A 23,925-nucleotide genomic window follows, 5' to 3' on the forward strand; every position below is an offset into this window, starting at 1 on the left:
CTTGCATGATTTCTAGCGGCCGGTGCCGCGATATTGACCGCGACCTGTTCCGTCATCTCACTGGAATGTGTTCCCGCGCGAGCCTCGTTGCCTGTCTGCGGCGCGGCGCTGATTGGAGGAAATACCTTTGCCCTGTTTCACGTTCAAAAGCTGGCTCGCTGTTTTTGCGTGCGCCGCCGGACTGGCTGCGGGATCGGCCAGTTTCACGGCTCATGCGGAAACCGCGTTGAACGCGAAAACGTCGTGGATCGGCAATACCTTCGGTTTCGGCGACGGCACCTGGGCGCAGATCAACATCACCGCGATCGCGGTGGCGCCCGACGGCAAGGTCTATACGAACGCGCCGTGGGACGAAAGCGGCGCTGAAGCGAGCGTCTATCAGAACGGCAAGATGCTCGGCTTCGCGGGCGGCACGCATGGCTGGGGCAACGGCGGCGGCAACGCGGTCGCGGTGAATCGCAAGTACGCGTTCGTCGCGATTGCGGTCGGCAACGAGAAGGGGCGGCTGGTCGAGCAGGGCGTGTGGCCGGAGAAGGGCAAGCAGTGGTTCGGCATCTCGCGCCGGCAGATCGCCGATCCGAAACGCGCCGCGCCGTTCCAGCCTGCCGCGAAAAGTGCCGACCCGCATGCGCAGCTGGCGGCCGGCTTCCTGATGATGAACGAAGTGCCGACCGGCACGAGCGCTGAAATCGGCGGCCTCGCGGCGAACGACACCGCGCTGTTTGCGGCCAATACGGCGCGCGATCGTATCGAGGTGTACGACGCGGAATCGATGCAGCAGAAAACCAGTTGGAGCGTGCATGAGCCGGGCCGGCTCGCGCTGGCGCCGGACGGCACGCTGTGGGTATTGAGCGACACGCGCAACGACCGTGAGCCGCATGTCGAGCACTACACGGCCGCGGGCAAACGCATCGACGAAAACTTCACGCTGCCCGGCGGGACGATTGCGGTGGATATCGCGGTCGATGCGCAAGGCCGCATCCTGATTGCCGACAACGGTCCGCGTCAGCAGGTGCTGTATTTCAGCAGGAGTAACGGCCGCTACTCGGAGTCGGGCTCGCTCGGCGAGCGCGGCGGCATTTTCAGCGGCGTCGCCGGCAAGCCGGGCCCGCAGCGTTTCAACGGCCTGACCGGCGTGGGCGTGGATGCGCGCGGCAACGTGTACGTCTCGACCAACGGCATCGGTCCGCGTTACGAGCCGATCGGCGCGGGCCTCGGTGCGACGCTCGAAAGCTATGCTCCGGATGGTAAGCAGAACTGGCAGGTGCAGGGGCTGCTGTTCGTCGACGGCGCATGGATCGATCCGTCGCGACCGGACAGCGTCTATACCGGCAACAAGCGCTTCGAGCTCGATCTGTCGAAGGCCGCCGGACAGGACTGGAAATACGCAGGTTTTCTGTCCAACCGCTTCAAGTATGCGGACGATCCGGTGTTTCACACCGATCAGTATCCGGGCCTGCCGATCGCCCGCAAATTGAAGGGCCGCACGTTCCTGTACCTCACCGACATGTACGCGGACCATCTGAAGATCTATCGCTTCGACTCGCAGCACGACGGCGAAACGGCGATTCCTTCCGGCTTCATCGCGGGACGTGAGCGCGCGGTGGCCAAGGTGCCGAATGCGCCGCCGGGCGGCGACTGGATCTGGCGCGATGCGAACGGCGACGGCAAGTTCAACACCGACGAATTCACGCTCAACACGACCGGTACGAAGCTCGCGGGCGGTTGGGGCTGGTGGGTGGATACCGCCGGCGACATCTGGCGCACGCGCGATACGAAGGGCATCTATCGCTTCCGTTTCGGCGGCCTGGATGCGAAGGGTAATCCGGTCTACTCGTATTCGAACATGACGCAGTACCCGGTGCCGCAACCGTTCACCGAACTGCATCGCGCGATCTACGACCCCGACACCGACACGATGTACGTAACGGGCTATACGCCCGACACGCCGGTCGATCGCGGCTTCTGGAAAGAAGTGGGCCGCGTGCTGGTGCGCTACGACAAATGGTCGAGCGGCAATCCGGTGCAACGCTATGCGATCACGTTGCCCTGGCAGACGCAGAGCAAACCCATCGCCACCATCATCGGCCTGACGGTCGAAGGGCAATACATTTTCGGCGTCGAGCCGGTCGGCGCGGTGCACGTGTGGGACAAGGACAGCGGCAAGGAGATCGGCGTGATCCGGCCGGGCCCGGAAGTGGGCCGCGCGTCGGGCTGGGTCGATGTGCCGAACGGCATCAGCGCCGCGAAGCGCGCCAACGGCGAGTACCTCGTGTTCGTCGAGGAAGACGCGCGCGGCAAAGTGATGATGTACCGCTGGAAACCGTGACGGCGCGCGGCGCCCAGCAGTTAGTCAGTCATACCAGGTTAATGCAGTCAACCCAAGGCATCCGATGGACAAAGGCATTCTCAAGAACGTAGCGATCAACTTCTTCGGGCTGGTGCTGCCGACTTTCGTCTCGCTCGTGACTGTGCCGTCGTATATCAAGCTGCTCGGCGTCGAGCGCTACGGCGTGATCAGTCTCGTATGGACGCTGATCGGCTACTTCGGGATTCTCGATCTCGGCATGAGCATGGCCGCGCAAAATCACATCTCGAAGGCGCGCGCATCCGGCGACAAGGATGAGAGCGCGCGCGTGTTCTGGAGCGCGACGTGGCTCAATCTCGCGACCGGCGTGATCGGCGGATTGATCATTTATTTCGGGGCGTTTCTCTACACCGCGTATTTCACCAAGGTGTCGCCCGAGCTGCAGCACGAGGTCTATATGGCGCTGCCGTGGCTCGCGGTTGCGATTCCGATCGCCAACGTGTCGTGGGTGTTCGCGGGCGCGATCAACGGCGCGGAACGCTTCGGCGTCTACAACACCAATCAGACCATCGGCACGTTTCTGTTCCAGTTGCTGCCGCTCGGCGCCGCGCTGTGGATGGGCGCGACCTTGCAGAACGTGCTGGCCGCCGCGGTGTTCGCGCGGATCGTGGCCGCGCTGCTGCTGGGCCGTTCCGCGCTGAAAGTGCTGGAAATCCGCCGCATTCTGCCGCCGCAATTCGGCGTGGCGAAAGGGCTTTTCAACTTCGGTGGCTGGATGCTCATTGCGAGCGTCACCACCATGATCGCCGACTCGCTCGATCGCGTGATGCTCGGCACGAGTCTCGGCGCGCGTTTCGTTACGTATTACACGGTGCCGCAGAACCTCGTGACGCGTCTGAACATCGTACCGACTGCGCTGGTGCGTACGCTGTTTCCGCGGCTCTCCGCAGTCGGACGCGCCGACGCCGACACCATCACCCAGCAGTCGCTCGAATTTCTCAACGGCGCATTCACGCCGGTCGCACTGGTCGCGATGCTGGTGCTCGAACCCTTCCTGCATCTGTGGGTCGGCAATGAGATCGCCACCGTGGCGGCGCCCGTGGGCCGCATCATGATCGTCGCCGTGTGGCTTGTCGGCCAGGCGAACGTCACGCGGATTCTGATCCAGTCGCAGGTCAATCCGGCCACGGCCGCGCGCGTCGGTTTGTTCGAATTGCCCCTGTTTGCAGGGGCATTGTGGTTCGGCATCACGCACTTCGGCCTGACCGGCGCGGCGGTGGCCGTGGCCGGGCGGGCGCTGTTCGACTACGCCGTGCTGCTGCGCCTGTCCGCGATCCGCGCGAAGCAGATCGCGCTCGATATGCTCGCTCACCTCGCTTTTCTGCTGGCCAGCCTGTGGCTCGCCAGCTTCCTGCCGGGTCTCGCAATGGCGATTGTCGCCGGTGCATTGATGGTAGGCGCGAATGTCGCCTGGTCGATCACGATGACACCCGCCTTGCGCGATCTTGCGCGTTCACTGCTGTTGCGACTGAATCCGAGGAAAAGCGCATGAACCACGAAGTCCTTGAAGAAGCCGTGCTGCAACCCGCGACGCGCAGCGCACTGGCCGAACTCACCACCGTTCCTGGCGTTCAGGCGCCGCCGCGCCGCGCCGCGTTGCGCGCCGATAAAACGGTGCGCGTTGCGATCGTGCATGACTGGCTCGTCACGTATGCGGGAGCGGAGAAGGTGCTCGAACAGATCGTCGCGTGCTTTCCGGACGCGGACCTGTTCAGCCTCGTCGATTTTCTCGACGACCGCAGCTTTCTGCGCGGCAAGTCCGTCACGACATCGTTTATCCAGAAGCTGCCGCTCGCGCGCACCAAGTACCGCTCGTATCTCCCGTTGATGCCGCTCGCGATCGAACAGCTCGACGTGTCCGCGTACGACGTGGTGATTTCGAGCAGCCACGCGGTTGCCAAAGGCATTCTCACCGGTCCCGACCAGGTGCATATCAGCTACGTGCATTCGCCGATCCGCTATGCGTGGGACTTGCAGCATCAATATCTCAAGCAGTCGAAGCTGACCAACGGCCCGAAGTCGGCCATGGCGCGGCTGATTCTGCATTACATCCGCAACTGGGATATCCGCACTTCGAATGCGGTGGATGGCTTCGTCGCCAACTCCGATTTCATCGCGCGGCGAATCAGGAAGGTCTATCAGCGCGACGCGCAGGTCATCTTTCCGCCGGTCGATGTCGAAGCCTTCGCGCTCTGCACCGACAAGGACGACTTTTATCTGACCGCCTCGCGCATGGTGCCGTACAAGAAGATCGATCTGATCGTCGAGGCGTTCACGCGCATGCCGGAGCGCAAGCTCGTCGTGATCGGCGATGGTCCCGACATGCAGAAGATCCGCGCGAAAGCGGGGCCGAACGTGGAGATCATGGGTTATCAGCCGTTCAAGGTGCTGAAAGACCGGATGAGCCGCGCCAAGGCCTTCGTGTTCGCCGCGGAAGAAGACTTCGGCATTTCGGTCGTGGAAGCGCAGGCGTGCGGCACGCCGGTGATCGCCTACGGGAAGGGCGGCGCACTCGAAACCGTGCGCGATCTGTCCGAGCCGCAGCCCACTGGCATGTTCTTCGACGAACAGAATACCGAGTCGATCATCGCCGCAGTCGAGCGTTTCGACGGCCACGTGAAGCGTTTTTCGCCGGTGGATTGCCGCGCCAACGCCGAGCAGTTCTCCGCGGCCCATTTCCGCGAGCGCTTCTTCGCGCATGTGCGGGCGGCGGTGCCGGCGTTGCGTACGGCGACGCTGCCGCCGTACGCGCCGTATAAGGCGCCGACCGTTGCGAACGGTCCGCGCATTCTGGCGGTCGATCAAAGCGGCGTGCTCGGCGGCGCCGAACTGTCGCTGCTGGAAATCGTCAAGGCGTTGCGCTCGCGCATCGAGGTCGTGCTATTTGACGACGGCCCGTTCCGCACCGCGCTCGCCCAGGCGGGCGTGGCCGTCGACGTGCTGGATGCGGGCGCGCTGCGCCATGTTCGCAAGCAGGGCGGTTCATTGCCGAAGGGCCAGGCGCTCAAGGGCCTGATGTCGCTCGTGCGCGCCACGGCCAAGCGCGCGCGCAAGGCCGACGTGATCTATGCGAACACCCAGCGCGCGATGGTGATCGGCGCGATCGCCGGCAAGCTGGCGCGGCGCCCGGTGGTCTGGCATCTGCGCGATATCGTGAGCCCCGAGCATTTCGGCGGCAAGCAACTGGCGATCATCAAATGGTGCGCGCGTCTTGGCCTCACGCATGTGATCGCCAATTCGGCCGCGTCGGCGCGCGCGTTCGCCGAGCTCACGCAGTTCGACGAAAAACGCATCGACGTGGTGTTCAACGGCATTTCCGCCGAGCCGTTCGACGCCTTGCGCACGGTGCCGCAAGCGACGCTGCGCAAGCGCCTCGGCTTGCCACAGGACGCGTTTATGGTCGGTTCGTTCAGCCGCCTCGCACGCTGGAAGGGGCAGCACGTGCTGCTCGAAGCGATGGTGCTCAATCCGCAGATGCATGCGGTGCTGGTGGGGGCGCCGCTCTTTGGCGAGGACCAGTACGAGATCGAACTGCACGCGTTCGTCGCTGCGCACAACCTCGGCGGCCGGGTGCATTTTCTCGGCTTCCAGCACGATATTGCTGCCTGCATGTGCGCGGTCGACGCGGTCGTCCATACGTCGATCACGCCGGAGCCGTTCGGCCGCGTGATCGTCGAAGGCATGCTGGCGCAGCGGCCAGTGGTGGCGGCGCGGGCGGGCGGCGTGCTGGAGATCATCGACGACTACGAGAACGGCGTGCTGTGCACGCCGGGGGACGCGCACGGCCTTGCCGACGCGCTCGCCGAATTGCGCTCGAACGACGAACTGCGCAACAGGCTGGTCAGGAACGGGTATCAGACGGCGCTGAGCCGGTTCGGCACCGCAACCTATGTCGAGAGTGTCGAGCGGATTCTGAAGCGCGTGGCGGGGCCGAAAACAGCTTAGGAAGGTTTTTACGCGGGGGTAGGCAGGGACATGGCCAGTCCCTGCCGTTGGCGCAGCGGAGCGAAGTCTCACGACGTTCGCTCCGTTTTTTTATCGCGCGGTTTTGCTGCGTTGGTTTAAGCCTTTTTCAAAGCCGCTTTCGGCTTGAAACTGGCCGACCACTTCATCGCCGGCAACTCGACCAGCCGGTAGAACACATAAGCCACCGGCACGGCCACCAACATGTAGCCGAACGACGGCCAGATCGACATTTGCAACGACGAACGGAACAGCAGCGACGACAGCAACACGAAGATCGGCAGATGGATCAGATAGAGCGAGAAGCTGAAATCGCCGAACCGCGACAGCAGGCGCGTGCCGAACGCAGGGCCGCGGTTCGCGTTGCCGCGCTCCAGCGCCTTGTACAGGTAGAACGCGAAGCCGATAGCCCAGAGCTGGAACGCACCGTACTGGCCGAAATGGAACGCGGCGCAGCCGAGCGCGACGAAGCCCGCGGCGAGCGCGTAGAGCCACATCGACGAGCGGGCTTGCGGCGCGCGACGGGTACGGGCGTCGGCGATCCACGCGCCGAGCGTCCACGAAAACCAGTACGACGTAAAGAACTGAATGTCATGCCGTTCGAGCACATAGGCGGACACCACGTTGATGATCGCGACGATCGCCAGCACGGAGGTCATGCCGATGCGCCGGCGCAGCGCGAACAGCAGCGGATAAATCGCATAGAACTGCACTTCGAGCGAGAGTGTCCAGAGCGCGCCGTTCGATCCGAACGTCTTGCCGGCCACGCCTTGCAGCGAAAACAGATTGACGAGGAAGGCCTGCAGGCCGATCTCGCGGATCTTGTGATTGACGGGCGGCAGTTGCAGGCTGAGCCAGTCGAGCGCGAAGGTCAGCACCAGTGCCGTGAGCAGCACCGGATAAATGCGCGCAAAACGGCGCAGCCAGAAATTGCCCGTATCGAGCCGGTAAGTGGGATTGCCGGCGAGCCGCAGCGCGCCGCCGCGGTGAATGCAATAGCCGCTGATCACGAAGAAAATCGGCACGCCCGCGGAGCCCCATGCAATCGGGAACGTCAAATACGCGGCAATTGCATTCAGACTGAATGCGTGACCCACGCTCTGGTGAAATGCCTGCATGCCCACCCATTCCACCTGGCGGCAATGAAAATACGCCACCAGTAGCGCGGCAAAGCCCCGCATGGCGTCGATGACATGCTCCTTGCCGGCGCTGTCGGCGCGCGCTTCGCTCTGGGCGCGCGGCGCGGCGGCCGTGCGAGCCGGGGAGAGGGGCAGGGATGAGCCGGCGGCATCCAGTGCTGAGTCGCTCATGCGCGGTCCTTATTCTGACGGAGAAAAAACGAATTCGCGCGGGCGCCATACGCGCCTGCGGTGCATGACATGCTAGTGCACAGCGCGGGTAAAAAATCGATAAAAAATTGCGCGGTGAATTGAATTAATTGGCGATTTTGTGACGAATTGTAATTGAGCATAAGCAAGATGCAGCGGCGAATTATTTACCGCTTTTGTCGTGCTACTTTAAGCCACGGATTCTCTTGACCCGAGGTGAAGTCATGAACCTGCATTTACTCGCCGGCATTGCCGTGCTGCTGATCCTTGTCGCTGCTTCCGCCTATCGGGAGGCGCTGCGCAACGAGCCCATCCGCCGTTTTCGGATGAATTCGGGCAAGCTGCCGCAGCTCGACGAGAACGAATAACGCGGGCTTGAAGAGCCGCGAGGCGCGCCCGCGCTCCGTCCGCCGGCGCGCCTGGCGCATCTGAAGGCCAGTTGTCAGGATATGTAAAATTTTCGGAATTGCCGAAAAATAAATCGATTTTAGTGCGTAATTGTTGCTCGCCATTTATCACGATGCGACATATTGAAAATAATGGATTTATTTATTCGAATTGAGGAAATTTCACGTACGTACTGGCGTCATTTTTTGCTAGTCTTTCCGGCGACATCGATTGGCCGCCAGGCCCGCGAACACACCAATTTCTAACCGATGTGGGAATGCCTACCATGCTGAAAGTCACCAAAGCCGTGTTTCCCGTAGCGGGCCTCGGGACACGATTCCTGCCGGCTACCAAAGCAAGTCCTAAGGAAATGCTGCCGATTGTGGATAAACCGCTGATTCAATACGCGGTGGAAGAAGCGATTGCCGCCGGCATCACCGAGATGATCTTCGTGACGGGCCGCAGCAAGCGCGCCATCGAAGATCACTTCGACAAGTCCTACGAGATCGAAGCTGAACTCGAGGCGCGTAACAAACAGAAGCTGCTCGATCTGGTGCGCAGCATCAAGCCGGCCAACGTCGACTGTTTCTATGTGCGTCAGGCCGAAGCGCTCGGTCTCGGTCACGCGGTGCTGTGCGCCGAGAAACTGGTGGGCGACAGCCCGTTCGCGGTGATTCTGGCCGACGACTTGTTGCACAGCTCGAAGCCGGTGATGAGCCAGCTCGTGGATACGTTCAATCACTATCACAGCTCGGTGATCGGCGTCGAAACCATCGCGCGTGAAGACAGCCGCTCGTACGGCGTGGTGGATGGCCGCGAGTGGGAAGACAACGTGATCAAGCTGTCGGGCATCGTCGAAAAGCCGGCGCCGGACAAGGCGCCGTCGAATCTCGGCGTGGTGGGCCGTTATGTGCTGATGCCGACCATCTTCAAGCATATCCGCGCGTTGAAGCCGGGTGCGGGTGGTGAACTGCAATTGACCGACGCGGTGCAATCGCTGCTGACTGAAGAGCAGGTGCTCGCGTATCGTTACTTCGGCACGCGGTTCGATTGCGGCAGCAAGCTTGGTTATCTGAAGGCGACGGTGGAATTTGCGCTGCGTCATCCGGAAGTGAAGGCGGAATTCGAAGCTTATCTGCAGGCGTATATGCAGACCAATATGCAGGACGGCGTGCCGGCGCAGTTTGCGGCGGAAGCGGCTTAGTCGCAACGTCAACTGCTGAGGCAAGCTTGGGCGGCTGCGGCGCGAACTTCAAAAGCGCCAGGACGACAGTCGCCGCGACACTCACCACGCAGAGGTAACGCGCAGCAGCATCGCGCACATTAAAACGGGCGCCGCAAAACCACGCGGCGCCCGTCTTTCTTTCAGCCGGCCCACGCATCACGCGCGGCCCGGCAAGCCAGCTCTCAAAAAACTTCCTTCTTCACTTCCAGCCGGAACTTGTGCAGCAACGGTTCCGTGTAGCCGCTCGGCTGCTGGCGTCCTTCGAACACCAGCGCCTGCGCGGCCTTGAAAGCGATCGTATCGAAGCCCGGCGCCATCGGCTTGTAGAGCGGATCGCCCGCGTTTTGCTCGTCGACCACCTTCGCCATGCGCTTGAACGTCTCTTCGACGAGTTCGCGCGTCACTACGCCGTGATATAGCCAATTAGCAATGTGCTGGCTGGAAATACGCAGCGTGGCACGATCTTCCATCAAACCGACATCATGGATATCAGGCACCTTCGAGCAGCCCACGCCCTGATCGATCCAGCGCACCACGTACCCAAGAATGCCCTGCGCGTTGTTGTCGATCTCGCTGCGGATCTCATCATCGCTCCACTTCGCCTCGGCGACGACCGGAATCGTCAGCAGGCCGTCGAGCAGTTCGTCGCGCACTTTCGCATAATCCGTGCGCTCCAGTTCCCGCTGAACCGCCTGCACGTCGACCTGGTGATAATGCAGCGCATGCAGCGTGGCGGCGGTCGGCGAGGGCACCCATGCAGTGTTCGCACCGGCCTTCGGATGCGCGATCTTCTGTTCGAGCATGGCGTGCATCAGATCCGGCATCGCCCACATGCCCTTGCCGATCTGCGAGCGGCCGCGCAGGCCCGCGCTCAAACCGACCAGCACGTTACTGCGTTCATAAGCAGCGATCCAGGCGCTCGACTTCATGTCGCCCTTGCGCATCATCGGGCCGGCTTCCATGGCCGAATGCATCTCGTCGCCGGTGCGGTCGAGGAAACCCGTGTTGATGAACGCGACACGCTCCGACGCTTCGGCGATACAGGCGAGCAGGTTCACGCTGGTGCGGCGCTCCTCGTCCATGATGCCCATCTTGATCGTGTTGCGCGGCAGCTTCAGCAGGTCTTCCACACGCGCGAACAACTCGCTGGCGAAGGCGACTTCGGCCGGGCCGTGCATCTTCGGCTTGACGATATAAATCGAACCGGTGCGCGAATTCAGTTGATGCTTGCGGTCGTGCAACGCGCACAGTGTGGTGATGACCGCGTCGAGAATGCCTTCCGGAATCTCCTGGCCGTCTTTGGTCAGCACCGCCGGATTGGTCATCAAATGACCGACGTTGCGGATGAACAGCAGCGAGCGGCCATGCAGCACGACCGGCGCGGTGCCGTTCGCGGCGGTGTACACGCGGTCGGCGTTCAGCCGGCGCATGAAGGTCTTGCCGTTCTTCGTGACCTCTTCGGTCAGGTCGCCGGTCATCAGGCCGAGCCAGTTGCGATAGAGCTGGACCTTGTCGTCCGCATCCACGGCCGCGACCGAGTCTTCACAGTCGATGATCGTGCTCACCGCCGCTTCGACCACCACGTCCTTCACATGCGCCGAATCGGTCCTGCCGATCGAGTCGCTTGCGTCGATCTGGATTTCGAAGTGCAGGCCGTTGTGCTTGAGCAGCACCGCGGACGGGGCGCTCTCTTCGCCCTGATAGCCGATGAATTGCGCCGGCGTCTTCAGCTCGCTCGTGCCGTTCTTCAGCGTGACGACCAGCTTGCCGCCTTCGACGCTATAGCGCGTCGCGTCGGCATGCGAGCCGTTCGCGAGCGGCGCTGCCTGATCGAGAAACTTGCGTGCATAGGCGATCACCGCGGCGCCGCGCACCGGGTTGAAGGCCTGCTGCTTTTCGGCGCCGCCGCTCTCGGGGATCGCATCGGTGCCGTACAGCGCGTCGTACAGGCTGCCCCAGCGCGCGTTCGCCGCGTTCAGCGCATAGCGCTGGTTCGACAGCGGGACCACGAGTTGCGGGCCGGCCTGTTCGGCGATTTCGGTGTCCACCTGGTCGGTCGTGGCTTTGACGCTGGCAGGCACGGGCACGATATAGCCGATGCCTTCGAGAAACGCACGGTACGCTCGCAGATCGCGCACCGGACCCGGATTGGCGCGATGCCAGCTGTCCAGTTCGGTTTGCAGGCGATCGCGCTCGGCGAGCAACGAACGGTTCTTGGGCGCCAGCTCGTGCACGAGGGCGTCGAAACCTGACCAGAATGCAGCGCTGTCGATTCCGGTGCCGGGCAGGGCTTCGGTTTCGACGAACTGGTCGAGGTTGGCGGCGACTTGCAGTCCGCCGCGCGGGTTCATCTGAGTCATCGACTGCTCCATCTATCTGAATGGGGCCGATGAGGGGGCATCGGCCCGCGTTGTGCAACGGTTAGCTTGTTTGCTTCATGGCGGCCGCTTTGGTCGGCTTGCGAACGGCTCGCAAACTCAAGCGGCGATGGCCTGAATGCCGGCCTTGGCGATCTGCGCGTCCTGATCCGACTTCACGCCCGACACGCCGACCGCGCCGACCACCTGGCCGTCGACGATCACCGGCACGCCGCCTTCCAGCGTGCCTTGCAGCGGCGCGCTCAGGAAGGCGGTGCGGCCGTTGTTGATCATGTCTTCGTATACCTTGGTTTCACGGCGGCCGATCGCCGAAGTGCGGGCCTTTTCGGTCGCGATGTACGAGCTGGCCGGCGCGCTGCCGTCCAGACGCAGCATGCCGAGCTGATGGCCGCCATCGTCGACCACCACGATGGCGACGGCCCACTGGTGTTTCTCGGCTTCCGCGCGGGCGGCTTCGAGGATGCGGGTCGTTTCGGCGACGGTCAACACGGGTTTGCTCAGCATAATGAATTTCCTGGTTTGGTTATGGTAAGGATGCTTCTACACGTTCTATCCAGTGGCACGCGCGCGGCGGCCGCGATAATGTTCGGCGACAGCGCGGGTTGCACGCAGCCTTCCAGGATCCGCATTGTGCGCGGATGCCGCGGCGCCGGCCTTGTCTTTGCCCAAGCGCTTTGCTTGGGGATTTTACGTCCAAGCGCGGCCGGAAGAAACGGCGGCATCGTCCGGGCCAGTCTTCAGCGGCTCGTTTGACCGACATTCCGGCTGGAACGATGAGCGCAGAGGGCTTTACAATCGGACATCAAACACAAGAATTCGCACGCTCCCCACGTGCCTACCCACGCCATGCCGACCATCAGCGAGCTATTCGTCTATCCGATCAAATCTTGCGCGGGCATTGCGCTGCATGAGGCGCGCCTGCTTGCCACCGGCCTCGAATACGACCGCTGCTGGATGGTCACCGACCCGGCCGGCGCCATGCTCACGCAGCGCGCGTATCCGCGTATGGCGCTGATCAAGCCCGAAATCGGCGCCGAGGATCTCGTGATCCGCGCGCCCGGCATGAGGGAGTTGCGCACGCCGCTTGCCAGCGCGCGGCTCGAGGCGCCGCACGCGGTGCAGACCAAAGTCTGGCGCGACGCGGCCTACGGGCTCGACGCCGGCGAGGCATGTGCCGCGTGGTTCTCGACGTTTCTCGGCGTGCCCGCGCGGCTCTTGCGCTTCAATCCCGAGCGCGAGCGCATTGTCGATCCGGACTACACGGGGAGCGTGGGCGGCGCGACCACCCATTTCGCCGATGGTTTTCCGCTGCTGGTGATCGGCCAGGCGTCGCTCGACGATCTGAACACGCGCCTGAACGGCAAGGGCGCGCCGTCGATTCCGATCGACCGGTTCCGTCCCAACGTGGTGCTGACTGGGCTCGACGCGTACGAAGAGGACTACGTGGAGACGCTGAGCGTCGACGGGGACGGGGACCAGGGCGCGGGCGCGCAGTTGCAACTGGTCAAGCCATGCTCACGCTGTCCGATGCCGACCATCGATCAGGCGAAAGGCGCGCCCGATCCGGACTGGACGAACGAGCCGACCGACACGATGAGCGTTTACCGCGCGAATCCGCAGCGAAACGGGGCGATCACGTTCGGCAACAATGCGCTTGTCGCGAGTGGAGCCGGGACGTGGCTGCGGGTGGGGCAGGCGGTGGAAGCGGAATTGGGCTTCGGCGATTGAGGGCGGTGATTGGGTCAACGCGGTTAAAGCACGGTTAAAACACGGTCAAAGCGTCGGGCACGGGAACTGCGCGCAAAGCCAGGGCACCTGTCTGGACAACACCCGCTAATGCCGGACACGCCCGGTCAACGCCGCGAGTATCACCGGCATCGGCACCGGCTTGACGAAGTGATGGTTGAAGCCCGACCGCAGCGATTCGCTCTCTTCCTCGGCGCGCTCGAGCCCGGTGACCGCGACCAGCGTGGGCGCCGGAATATCGCCCACGTAGCGGATTCGCCGCGCCACTGCGCGCCCGTCCAGACGCGGCATTTCGACGTCCAGCAGCGCGGCCTGCGGATGCCAGGCGCAGTACTGAGCCAGCGCGTCGAGGCCGTTGCGCGCGGTCCGGATCTCGAAACCATGCGCGCTGAAGTAGAGTACGTAAGCGGCCAGCAGATTCGCGTCGTCGTCGGCGATCAGAAGGCGTGCGGCTGGGTGATGGGCCATCTGATTTCCCTCAGGTTGTGGTCCTGATAAGTGTGAGCAATTTGAAGTCCCGATAGAATCGATGCTCGATACAGTGATTTTCAGGCCGGATCGGCAAGGATAAGCGGCACCGCTTCTTATGAATAAATTACCGCTCGGCAACGACGAAGACGCCGACATCGCGCGCGATATCGAGGCTGTCCAGCGTATCGACGCCGTGCCTTCCATCCTGCGCATGATCTGCAAGAACACCGGCATGGGCTTTGCCGCGGTGGCCCGCGTCACGGAGCAGCGCTGGACGGCGTGCGCGGTGCAGGACGAAGTTAACTTCGGTCTGGCGGCCGGCGGCGATCTGGACCTGCACACCACGCTGTGTTTCGAGTCGCGCGCCGCGCGGGCTTCGATCGTCATCGACAATTTCCATACGGACCCGGTTTATCACGGCCATCACACGGCGCAAATCTACAAGCTGGGCAGTTATATTTCCGTACCGATCATTCTTCCCGACGGCAGCTATTTCGGTAATCTCTGCGCGATCGACCCCGATCCGGCCGAGGTCTCGAATCCGCGCACCTTGCGCATGTTCGAAGTATTCGCCGAGCTGATCGCGATCCAGCTCGCCACCGAAGGGCGCCACCAGGCCACCGAGGCCGCGTTGCGCCATGAGCGCGAAAACTCCAGCCTGCGCGAACAGTTCATCGCGGTGCTGGGTCACGACCTGCGCAATCCCTTGTCGGCGGTGAGCGCGACGGCCGAACTGTTGTCGCTGCGCAAGAACGAGCCCGATCTCGTGAAGATCGGCCAGCGTCTGAAGTCCACCACCTTGCGCATGGCTCGCCTGATCGATGACGTGATGGATTTCGCGCGTGGCCGGCTCGGCTCGGGCATCGGCGTGTCGATCGACGACGTCGACGATCTGGCGATGGCGCTGCGAGTAGTGGTCGCCGAAGTGCGCGAGGCCAATCCGGACCGGCTGCTCGCCGACGATATCGCCATCCCCGCGCGGGTGCGCTGCGACCGCACTCGTGTGCAGCAGTTGCTCTCGAACCTGCTCGGCAACGCGGTGACGCATGGCGCGGCGGAGTTTCCGGTGCGGGTGCGGGCACGCATCGAAGACGATGAGCTCGTGCTGAGCGTCCTGAACGGCGGCAATGCAATTGCGCCGGAGAGCCTGAGCAAGGTTTTCGAACCCTACTGGCGGCCGGCGACCAGCAAGCCCGGCGGTGGCCTCGGGCTCGGCCTCTATATCTGCAAGCAGATCGTGAGCGCGCATGGCGGCATGCTCGAAGTCAGATCGTCCGAGCAAGATGGCACGTGCTTCGTCGCGAGGCTGCCTACGGGCGTTTGAGCGTGAGCGGTTGAGAAGCGCGCGGACCGCCAATCATGCGGCCTGTGCGATTGCCTCGCGCGCGTTCGGCATGTCAGTCTGCATCGCGGCCGCTTCGTCGCGCCATGCGCTATCTCCCGCCCACGCGTGCTCGACGCTCTCGCCGATCGCGCTGCCCACCAGAATCACCGCCGGGCTGCCGAAGCCCGCGTGCGTCGCATCCGCGGCGAGCCGATCGAGGCGGCTCACGAGACGCCGCTCGTTGCTGCCACCGGCCCATTGCACGACCGCTGCGGGCGTATCGGCCGGCAGACTCGTGAGCAATGCCGTCGCAATGCTGTCGATGCGCCGCATCCCCATATAGATCGCCAACGTGGTGCGTGTCGCCGCCAACGCGGCCCAGTCCGGCTCGCCATGGTCTTCAGTATGCGCGGTCACGAAACTCACGCCGTGGCAATGGCGGCGATGCGTGAGCGAAATGCCGAGCCCCGCGGCGGCCGCGAACCCCGACGAGATCCCGTTGACGATCTCCACCGGAATGCCGGCGCCGCGTAAGACCGCGAGCTCTTCACCGGTGCGTCCGAACAGCAGCGCTTCGCCGCCTTTTACCCGCACCACGTGCAAGCCCTTGAGCGCATAGCGGCGCATCAGCCGTTCGATGAAGGCTTGCGGCGTCGACCGGCAACCGCCGCGCTTGCCGACGCGAATCACCCGTGCTTGCGGCGCCAGCGTCACGATCTCGGGATTCGCGAGGTCGTCGAGCAGCACGACATCGGCGGCGGCCAGCGCTTTGGCGGCCTTCAGCGTGAGCAGATCGAGGTCGCCGGGGCCGGCGCTCAACAAGGTGACCTTGCCGGTGTTCGTGTTCATCGCGGTATCTATCACGGTGTCCTTCGCTTTTGTGTCGGCCGCCGATCGCTGTTTCGCCGGCGCCAATAAAAACGGCGTCCGCTCGTGATGCTCACGAGGGGACGCCGTTGTCCGTTTACTGCCTGGTGTGCCGCTGTTTCGCTTCAAGCGCGGCGAAACACAGCGTTGTGTTTCGTCCGCATGGGCGTGTGCCGCATGCCGTGGCGGCTGCGTTGCCGCCATGAACTCGCCACTGCTCATGCAAGGACCACGCCACCTATCGGCGAAGTGCGCTTCACGCCTTGCCACGCCTCGTGAATCACGCCTTCAACGCTCGCGCTACGCACCGTTCGCGGGCCCGCACCTCGCACGTGCAGGGTGCTGCGTCGCACCATCCATGTGCCTCGCTGCATCAAAACGCGTCGTGCGCCCGCCGTGCCGCAGCCGCGTGCCATCCACCGCAAAGCCCCACGCCACGGCCTCGTCGCGGGCATTTCCACACAACTGGCACAGGCTTTGCATTAAGCCTTCCCATCGGATCAACGTGGATCCGGCGCGAGTGCAACACAAAGTACTCGCTGCACGACAGGTCAGGACAACGGCGTCCCCCGAATTCAGTCATCGACTGGGTTCGCGGGACGCCGTTTTTATTTCCGGAATTCGTTTTCGCCACATGCCATACGGCGTCGCTCGCAACCCAGCACATTGAGGAAACCGCGGTCATGAAAATCATCGTTATCGGTCACGGGATGGTCGGTCACAAACTGGTCGAGTGCCTCGCACACGACGCCGCGCACGGCCTCGACATCACCGTGCTGTGTGAAGAATCGCGTCCGGCCTACGACCGCGTGCACCTGTCCGAGTTTTTCGCGGGCAAGACGGCGGACGATCTGTCGCTGGTCGAGCCGGGCTTCTTCGAGCGCCAGAACGTGTTGCTCAAGCTGAACGCGAAGGCCGTGGCGATCGATCGCGATGCGCGCACCGTGACGGTATCGACGGGCGAAACGTTGCCTTATGACAAGCTGGTCTTCGCCACCGGCTCCTATCCATTCGTGCCGCCCGTGCCGGGCCGCGAGCGCGCCGATTGCTTCGTGTACCGAACCATCGACGACCTCGAAGCGATGCGCGAATGCGGCGCGCGCTCGAAAACGGGTACGGTGGTCGGCGGCGGACTGCTCGGTCTCGAATGCGCGAAGGCGCTGCGCGACCTGGGCCTGCAAACGCACGTGGTCGAATTCGCGCCGCGACTGATGGCCGTACAGGTGGACGACGGCGGCGGCCGTGTGCTGCGCGGCAAGATCGAAGAACTGGGCGTGACGGTGCATACGCAGAAGAACACCACGGCGATCGTCGACGGCGAAGCGGGCACGCACCGCATGCAGTTCGCGGACGGCAGCCACCTCGACACCGACATGATCGTGTTCTCCGCGGGCATCCGTCCGCGTGACGACCTGGCGCGCGATAGTGGCCTGACGCTCGGCCCGCGCGGTGGCATCGTGATCGACAACGCGTGCCGCACGAGCGATCCGCACATCTATGCAATCGGTGAATGCGCGCTGTGGAACGGCCAGTTGTTCGGCCTCGTGGCGCCGGGTTATGACATGGCTCGCGCGGTGGCGAAGCAATTGCTCGGCGACACGGCCGAATTTGCCGGCGCCGACATGAGCACCAAGCTCAAGCTGATGGGCGTGGACGTGGCGAGCATCGGCGACGCGCACGGCAACACGCCGGGCAGCCGCGCCTACCAGTTCAGCGACGAACGCAAGCAGGTCTACAAGAAGCTGGTGGTGTCCGAGTGCGGCAAATATCTGCTCGGCGGCGTGATGGTGGGCGATGCCGGCGAATACGGCACGCTGTTGCAGATGATGTTGAACCGCATCGAGTTGCCTGCATCGCCTGAATTCCTGATCTTGCCGGCGGCCGACGGCAATGCGAAACCCGCGCTGGGAGTGGACGCGTTGCCCGCAAGCGCGCAGATCTGCTCGTGCAACAACGTCTCGAAGGGCGAGTTGTGCGCCGCCGTTTGTGCCGGCGCGACCGACATCGGCGCTTTGAAATGCGCGACGACCGCCGGCACCTCGTGCGGCGGTTGCGTGCCGCTCGTCACGCAGGTGATGAAGGCCGAGATGAAGAAGCAGGGCCTCGCGGTCAACAACCACGTCTGCGAACACTTCGCGTATTCGCGCCAGGAGCTGTATCACATCGTGCGTGTGGAAGGCGTGCGCAGCTTCGGCGACCTGCTCGCCAAGCACGGTCACGGCCTCGGCTGCGATATCTGCAAGCCGGTGGTGGCGAGCGTGCTCGCGTCGTGCTGGAACGAGTTCGTGCTGAAGAAGGAGCACGCCTCGCTGCAGGACACCAACGATTACTACCTCGCCAACATTCAACGCGACGGCACGTACTCAGTCGTGCCGCGCATGGCGGGCGGCGAAGTCACGCCCGACGGTTTGATCGCGGTCGGCCAGGTGGCGAAGAAATACGGCCTCTACACGAAGATCACCGGCGGTCAGCGCGTCGATCTGTTCGGTGCGCGCGTCGAACAACTGCCGCTCATCTGGGAAGAACTGATCGCCGCCGGTTTCGAGTCCGGCCACGCCTACGGCAAGTCGCTGCGCACCGTGAAGTCGTGTGTCGGTTCGACGTGGTGCCGCTACGGCGTCGGCGATTCGGTGGGTCTCGCGGTCGAGATCGAGAACCGCTACAAGGGCCTGCGCACGCCGCACAAGATCAAGTTCGGCGTATCGGGCTGCACGCGCGAATGCGCGGAAGCGCAGGGCAAGGACGTCGGCATCATCGCGACCGAGAGGGGCTGGAATCTCTATGTGTGCGGCAACGGCGGCATGAAACCGCGCCACGCCGAACTGCTCGCGTCGGACCTCGATAAGGAGACGCTGGTGCGCTACATCGACCGTTTCCTGATGTTCTACGTGCGCACCGCGGACCGTCTGCAACGCACCAGCGTGTGGCGCGAGAGCCTCGAAGGCGGCCTCGACTATCTGATCGACGTGGTCGTCAACGATCGCCTCGGCGTGGCCGACGAACTCGAGTCGGAGATGCAGCACGTGGTCGACACCTACGAATGCGAATGGAAGAAGGCTGTCACCGATCCCGAAACGCGCAAGCGCTTCCGTCACTTCGTCAACAGCGGCGAGTCGGACAGCAACGTCGCCTTCGTCGAGGAGCGTGGCCAGATCCGGCCGGCCACGCCCGCCGAGCGGCGCTCGAAGCTCGCCGCGATTCCCGTTGTCGTCGAAACCGTTTGATTGAACCGCACCATTCACCGAGGACTTCCGTCATGAACAACGATCGCCTGCCACGCTCCTGGACGCCGGTTTGCCCGCTCGACGACATCGTGCCCAACACGGGTGTTTGCGCGCTCGTCAACGGCGAACAGGTCGCGGTTTTTCACGTGAACAAGGGTGACGCGGACTCCATCGTGTACGCGATCGAGAACTTCGATCCGGGCTCGCAGGCGGCGGTGCTCTCGCGCGGATTGATCGGCAGCCTCGGCGAACGCATCGTAGTCGCCTCGCCGATCTACAAGCATCACTTCGATCTGCGCACGGGAGAGTGCCTCGAAACACCGGCGCATTCCGTCGGCGCGTTCGCCGCGCGGGTGGAAAACGGCCAGGTGTGGGTCGCGGTTTGAGCCGCTGAATTCTTTTTTAACGACGTCGCCCGCCCATGTCCTCCACTAGCGTAAAAACCGTGTGCCCATACTGCGGCGTTGGCTGCGGCATGGTGCTGCACGTCGAGGACGGCCAGGTCGTGAAAATCTCCGGCGACAAGGAGCACCCGGCCAACTTCGGACGGCTGTGCACGAAGGGTCAGTCGGCGCATGTCGCATTGCGCAAGTCGGGGCGTCTCGAAGGCGCGTTCGTGCGTCATGCGCGCGGCCAGGACCCCGCGCCGCTGCCGATGGCGCAGGCGATCAGCACCACGGCCGCGCGTCTGCGCGGTTTGCTCGACGAACATGGGCCGGATGCGCTGTCGTTCTATGTCTCCGGCCAGATGTCGATCGAGGCGCAGTACCTGATCAACAAGCTCGCCAAAGGCTTTGTCGGCACCAACAACATCGAATCGAATTCGCGCTTGTGCATGGCGAGCGCGGGCAGCGGCTACAAACTCTCGCTCGGTGCGGACGGGCCGCCGGGATCGTACGAAGACATCGATCACGCCGACCTGTTCTTCGTGATCGGCGCGAATATGGCCGACTGTCACCCGATTCTGTTCCTGCGCATGATGGATCGCGTGAAGGCCGGCGCCAAACTGATCGTCGTCGATCCACGCCGCAACACGACCGCGGAGAAGGCCGATCTCTTCATGCAGATCAAGCCGGGCACCGATCTCGCGTTGCTCAACGGCCTGCTGCATCTGTTGCACGAAAACGGCCATACGGATGCCACTTTTATCGCAGAGGCTACCGAAGGCTGGGATGCGATGCCCGCGTTTCTCGCCGACTACACGCCGGAGAATGTCGCGCGGATCACCGGCCTCGCCGTCGAAGAGATCCGCGAGGCCGCGCGGATGATCGGCACCGCCCGCGAGTGGATCAGCTGCTGGACCATGGGCCTGAATCAGAGCACGCACGGCACCTGGCACACCAACGCAATCTGTAACCTGCATCTGGCGACGGGCAAAATTTGCCGGCGCGGCAGCGGGCCGTTTTCGCTGACGGGCCAGCCCAACGCGATGGGCGGCCGCGAGATGGGTTACATGGGGCCGGGCTTGCCGGGTCAGCGTTCGGTGCTGGTCGAAGAAGACCGTGCCTTTGTCGAAGACCTGTGGTGCATTCCGAAGGGCTCCCTCAAGTCCCAGGTCGGCAACGGCACGATCGATATGTTCACGCGCATGGCCGCGGGCGAGATCAAGGCGTGCTGGATCATCTGCACGAATCCGGTGGCGAGCGTGGCGAATCGTCAGAACGTGATCGACGGATTGAGCGCGGCGCAGCTCGTGATCGCGCAGGACGCGTTCCTCGATACCGAGACCAACCGCTACGCCGACGTGCTCTTGCCCGGCGCGCTGTGGGCTGAAGCCGAAGGCGTGATGATCAACTCCGAGCGCAATCTCACGCTCATGCAAAAGGGCATCGAGCCGCCGGGCGCCGCGTTGCCGGACTGGCAGATCATCGCGCGCGTTGCGTGTGAGATGGGTTTTGCCGATGCCTTCACTTACGCGAACGCCGAGGAAGTTTTCGCGGAGATCACCTGCGCGTCGAATCCGAAAACCGGCTACGACCTGCGCGGCGCGAGCCACCGCCGTTTGAAGGAAACGCCGTTGCAATGGCCGCTTGCATCGGCTGATTCAGCCGAACGCAATCCGGTTCGCTACCTCAACGACGGCGTGAGCCAGACGCTCAAGGAACGGCCGGACGGCAGCCGTCCGCGGCTCGTGTTTCCGACGGCGAGCGGCAAGGCGATGTTCTTCGCGCGCGCCTACGCGGCGCCGGCTGAATTGCCGGACCGTGAATTTCCGATCGTGCTGAATACAGGCCGCCTGCAGCATCAATGGCACACGATGACCAAGACCGGCAAGGTCGCGATGCTCAACAAGCTGAACCCCGGCCCGTTCGTCGAGATTCATCCCGAAGATGCCGCCACGCTCGGCATCAAGGCAAAAGACTCTGTGGAGATTCGTTCGCGCCGCGGCCGCGCGGTGTTGCCGGCTGTCGTGACCGAACGCGTGAGTGCGGGCCACTGCTTCGCGCCGATGCACTGGAACGACGTATTCGGCGACGACCTGTGCATCAACGCCGTGACGAGCGACGCCATCGACCCGGTCTCGCAGCAGCCCGAACTCAAGTTCTGCGCGGTTGCGTTGAGCCCTGTAGTAGCCGAGCGCGTCGAGCCTTTACTGAATGACGGCGATGCATCGCACACCGATGCATCCGTTGTGGTTGCCGCAAGCGCCGAGCCGGCCAACCTCTCGGCCAACAGCGTATCGGCAAGCGCCGAGGATCTGGATATGCCCCGTATCGATGCACTCACCAGCCTGTTGCAGTTGCCGCCGACACCCGTGCCTTCGTTTACCGATCAGGAGCGCGTCTATCTGGCCGGCTTCGTGAATGGACTGCGTTCAGCGGAAGCGCAAGGCATCGACCGCACGCCGGTTCTGCCGGGCAACGCGCCCTTCGATACGACGAGCCGCCTTTACGTCGACGGTTTGCTGGCCGGTCTCTATAGCCGCAGCGCGACGGTTCCCAACGTGGCGACCGTCACGCTTGCAATGCCGCATGCAGAGCCATCGCAAGCATCCGGCGTGCGGATCGTGCGCGCGCGGCCGAAGGTCACGCTGCTGTGGGCCTCGCAAACCGGCAACACCGAATCGCTGACCGAAGCCTATGCAACCCGTCTGATGGAGTCGGGCTTTGAAATCCGCACGTCGTGCATGGCGGACTATCAGGCCGCGACACTCGCCAAAGCCCAATACGTGCTGCTGATGACGAGTACCTTCGGCGACGGCGACCCGCCTGACAACGCACAAAGTTTGTGGACGCAATTGAGCGGCGAGGGCGCGCCGCGGCTCGACGGCGTGCGTTTCGCGGTGCTCGCGCTCGGCGATCGCAACTACGACCAGTTCTGCGGCCACGGCCGCCGCCTCGATGAGCGGCTCGCCGGGCAAGGCGCGCTGCGCCTGATGGAGCGCGTCGATTGCGATAGCGAGTATCAGGAGAGCGCGGACGCGTGGCTCGAGCGCATCATCGTGCGCATCAAGGAAGAGGATGCCGCTCTGTATGCCGTGCCGCCGGGCGGCATGATCAACGCGGTGGTGCCGGGCACGGTGCCGACCAAAACGCGGCCGGCTGCATCGCGGCTCGTCACCAATCTGCGCCTGAACAAGCAGGGTGCGGCGAAAGATACGCGTTACTTCTCACTGAGCACCGGCGGCTCGGGACTCGAATACGAAGCAGGCGATGCGCTCGGCGTATGGCCGAGCAACTGCCCCGAACTCGTTGACGAATTGATCACGCTGAGCGGCGTGAGCGCGGATGCCGCGGTGAACGTGTCAGGCGTCGGCGAGATGCGTCTTGCGGATGCTCTCGGCAAGCACTACGAGATCGCGCGCCCGAATCCGGATCTGCTCGCGTTCGTCGCCGCGCGCAGCAACAACGGCGCGCTGCGCGATCTGCTGTCGCCTGAGCGCAAGACCGACCTCAAGCAGTGGCTGTGGGGCCAGCAGATCGCCGACGTGCTGCACGAATTTCCAGTGAGCCTCACGGCCGCCGAATTGACCGGCACGCTCAAGCGTTTGCAACCGCGTCTGTATTCGATCGCATCCAGCCCGAAGGCGCATGCGGGGGAAGTGCACCTGACCGTTGCCGCAGTGCGCTACAGCAATGGCCGCCGTCATCGCAAAGGCGTGTCTTCGACGTTTCTCGCCGACCGTGCGGGCGATGTCAACGTGCCCGTGTTCGTGCAGAAGTCCGCACACTTTCGTCCTCCTCATGGTTCGGACACGCCGATGATCATGGTCGGTCCCGGCACCGGCGTTGCACCGTTTCGCGGCTTTCTGCACGAGCGGCGTGCACGTGGAGACACCGGATGCAACTGGCTCTTCTTCGGCGAACAGCACGCCGCCTCTGATTTCTACTATCGCGACGAACTCGAATCGATGCGCGACTGCGGTGTGCTGAACCGGCTCGACGTCGCGTTCTCACGCGATCAGGCGGACAAGGTCTACGTGCAGGACCGCATGCGCGAGCAGGGTGCGCAATTGTGGTCATGGCTCGAAGACGGTGCGCATTTCTACGTATGCGGCGATGCCAACCGGATGGCGAAGGATGTCGACGCGGCGCTCAAGGAAGTGGTGGCCCGACACGGCGGCATGAGCGATGAAAAAGCCCTCGACTACGTGAACCGCCTCGCGCAGGAAAAGCGCTACGCACGCGACGTTTATTGATAGCG

15 protein-coding genes are annotated in these 23,925 nt (G+C 63.5%); 10 read left to right on the plus strand and 5 right to left on the minus strand.

The window, feature by feature from the left end:
- The first annotated feature begins 127 nt into the window (after nt 1-127).
- From PQR32_RS19260 to PQR32_RS19270, 3 genes are all read left to right on the plus strand, one after another.
- Nucleotides 128-2,329: an NHL repeat-containing protein gene (locus tag PQR32_RS19260; RefSeq protein WP_408230149.1), complete on the plus strand. Its 2,202-nt coding sequence runs from the start codon at nt 128-130 to the stop codon at nt 2,327-2,329.
- 64 nt (nt 2,330-2,393) lie between these two features.
- Nucleotides 2,394-3,860 (plus strand): flippase, encoded by a 1,467-nt coding sequence (locus tag PQR32_RS19265; protein WP_408230152.1) that lies wholly within the window; start codon nt 2,394-2,396, stop codon nt 3,858-3,860.
- Complete coding sequence (locus tag PQR32_RS19270) at nt 3,857-6,313, plus strand: glycosyltransferase family 4 protein (RefSeq protein ID WP_408230155.1); 2,457 nt, start codon at nt 3,857-3,859, stop codon at nt 6,311-6,313. The genes PQR32_RS19265 and PQR32_RS19270 overlap by 4 nt, the downstream gene beginning before the upstream one ends.
- Before the next feature lie 116 nt (nt 6,314-6,429).
- Here the strand turns inward: PQR32_RS19270 and PQR32_RS19275 are convergent, their stop codons facing one another.
- Nucleotides 6,430-7,641 (minus strand): acyltransferase family protein, encoded by a 1,212-nt coding sequence (locus PQR32_RS19275; protein ID WP_408230158.1) that lies wholly within the window; start codon nt 7,639-7,641, stop codon nt 6,430-6,432.
- Between the two features lie 242 nt (nt 7,642-7,883).
- On the opposite strand from PQR32_RS19275, the gene PQR32_RS19280 reads away from it, so the two are divergent.
- Nucleotides 7,884-8,027: a hypothetical protein gene (locus PQR32_RS19280; protein ID WP_408206562.1), complete on the plus strand. Its 144-nt coding sequence runs from the start codon at nt 7,884-7,886 to the stop codon at nt 8,025-8,027.
- 305 nt (nt 8,028-8,332) lie between these two features.
- Nucleotides 8,333-9,250, plus strand: a complete 918-nt coding sequence (gene galU, locus PQR32_RS19285; protein WP_408230161.1) for a UTP--glucose-1-phosphate uridylyltransferase GalU — start codon at nt 8,333-8,335, stop codon at nt 9,248-9,250.
- A 203-nt stretch (nt 9,251-9,453) separates the two neighbouring features.
- On the opposite strand, the gene PQR32_RS19290 is transcribed toward galU, so the two are convergent.
- Nucleotides 9,454-11,631 (minus strand): malate synthase G, encoded by a 2,178-nt coding sequence (locus tag PQR32_RS19290; RefSeq protein WP_408230164.1) that lies wholly within the window; start codon nt 11,629-11,631, stop codon nt 9,454-9,456.
- A 117-nt stretch (nt 11,632-11,748) separates the two neighbouring features.
- Nucleotides 11,749-12,153, minus strand: a complete 405-nt coding sequence (locus PQR32_RS19295) for a heme-binding protein (RefSeq protein ID WP_132374637.1) — start codon at nt 12,151-12,153, stop codon at nt 11,749-11,751.
- Nucleotides 12,154-12,495: 342 nt separating this feature from the next.
- On the opposite strand from PQR32_RS19295, the gene PQR32_RS19300 reads away from it, so the two are divergent.
- Nucleotides 12,496-13,377, plus strand: a complete 882-nt coding sequence (locus tag PQR32_RS19300) for an MOSC domain-containing protein (RefSeq protein WP_408230598.1) — start codon at nt 12,496-12,498, stop codon at nt 13,375-13,377.
- 105 nt (nt 13,378-13,482) lie between these two features.
- On the opposite strand, the gene PQR32_RS19305 is transcribed toward PQR32_RS19300, so the two are convergent.
- Nucleotides 13,483-13,863 (minus strand): response regulator, encoded by a 381-nt coding sequence (locus tag PQR32_RS19305; protein WP_408230168.1) that lies wholly within the window; start codon nt 13,861-13,863, stop codon nt 13,483-13,485.
- Between the two features lie 118 nt (nt 13,864-13,981).
- On the opposite strand from PQR32_RS19305, the gene PQR32_RS19310 reads away from it, so the two are divergent.
- Nucleotides 13,982-15,190 carry a GAF domain-containing sensor histidine kinase gene (locus tag PQR32_RS19310; RefSeq protein ID WP_408230171.1) on the plus strand — a complete coding sequence of 403 codons (1,209 nt, stop codon included), beginning with the start codon at nt 13,982-13,984 and terminating at the stop codon, nt 15,188-15,190.
- A 33-nt stretch (nt 15,191-15,223) separates the two neighbouring features.
- On the opposite strand, the gene cobA is transcribed toward PQR32_RS19310, so the two are convergent.
- Entirely contained in the window at nt 15,224-16,039 is an 816-nt protein-coding gene (gene cobA / locus PQR32_RS19315) for a uroporphyrinogen-III C-methyltransferase (protein WP_408230174.1), read from the minus strand.
- Between the two features lie 701 nt (nt 16,040-16,740).
- Here cobA and nirB point away from each other — a divergent pair.
- Genes nirB through PQR32_RS19330 form a run of 3 tightly spaced genes read left to right on the plus strand, consistent with a single transcriptional unit; the run spans nt 16,741 to nt 23,920 of the window.
- Nucleotides 16,741-19,281 carry a nitrite reductase large subunit NirB gene (nirB, locus tag PQR32_RS19320; protein ID WP_408230177.1) on the plus strand — a complete coding sequence of 847 codons (2,541 nt, stop codon included), beginning with the start codon at nt 16,741-16,743 and terminating at the stop codon, nt 19,279-19,281.
- Between the two features lie 32 nt (nt 19,282-19,313).
- Nucleotides 19,314-19,667: a nitrite reductase small subunit NirD gene (gene nirD, locus PQR32_RS19325; RefSeq protein ID WP_168793835.1), complete on the plus strand. Its 354-nt coding sequence runs from the start codon at nt 19,314-19,316 to the stop codon at nt 19,665-19,667.
- A 35-nt stretch (nt 19,668-19,702) separates the two neighbouring features.
- Nucleotides 19,703-23,920 (plus strand): bifunctional nitrate reductase/sulfite reductase flavoprotein subunit alpha, encoded by a 4,218-nt coding sequence (locus tag PQR32_RS19330; protein ID WP_408230180.1) that lies wholly within the window; start codon nt 19,703-19,705, stop codon nt 23,918-23,920.
- Nucleotides 23,921-23,925: the final 5 nt, after the last annotated feature.

This window comes from Paraburkholderia dipogonis (assembly GCF_046027395.1).
Classification (GTDB): Bacteria; Pseudomonadota; Gammaproteobacteria; order Burkholderiales; family Burkholderiaceae; genus Paraburkholderia; species Paraburkholderia dipogonis_A.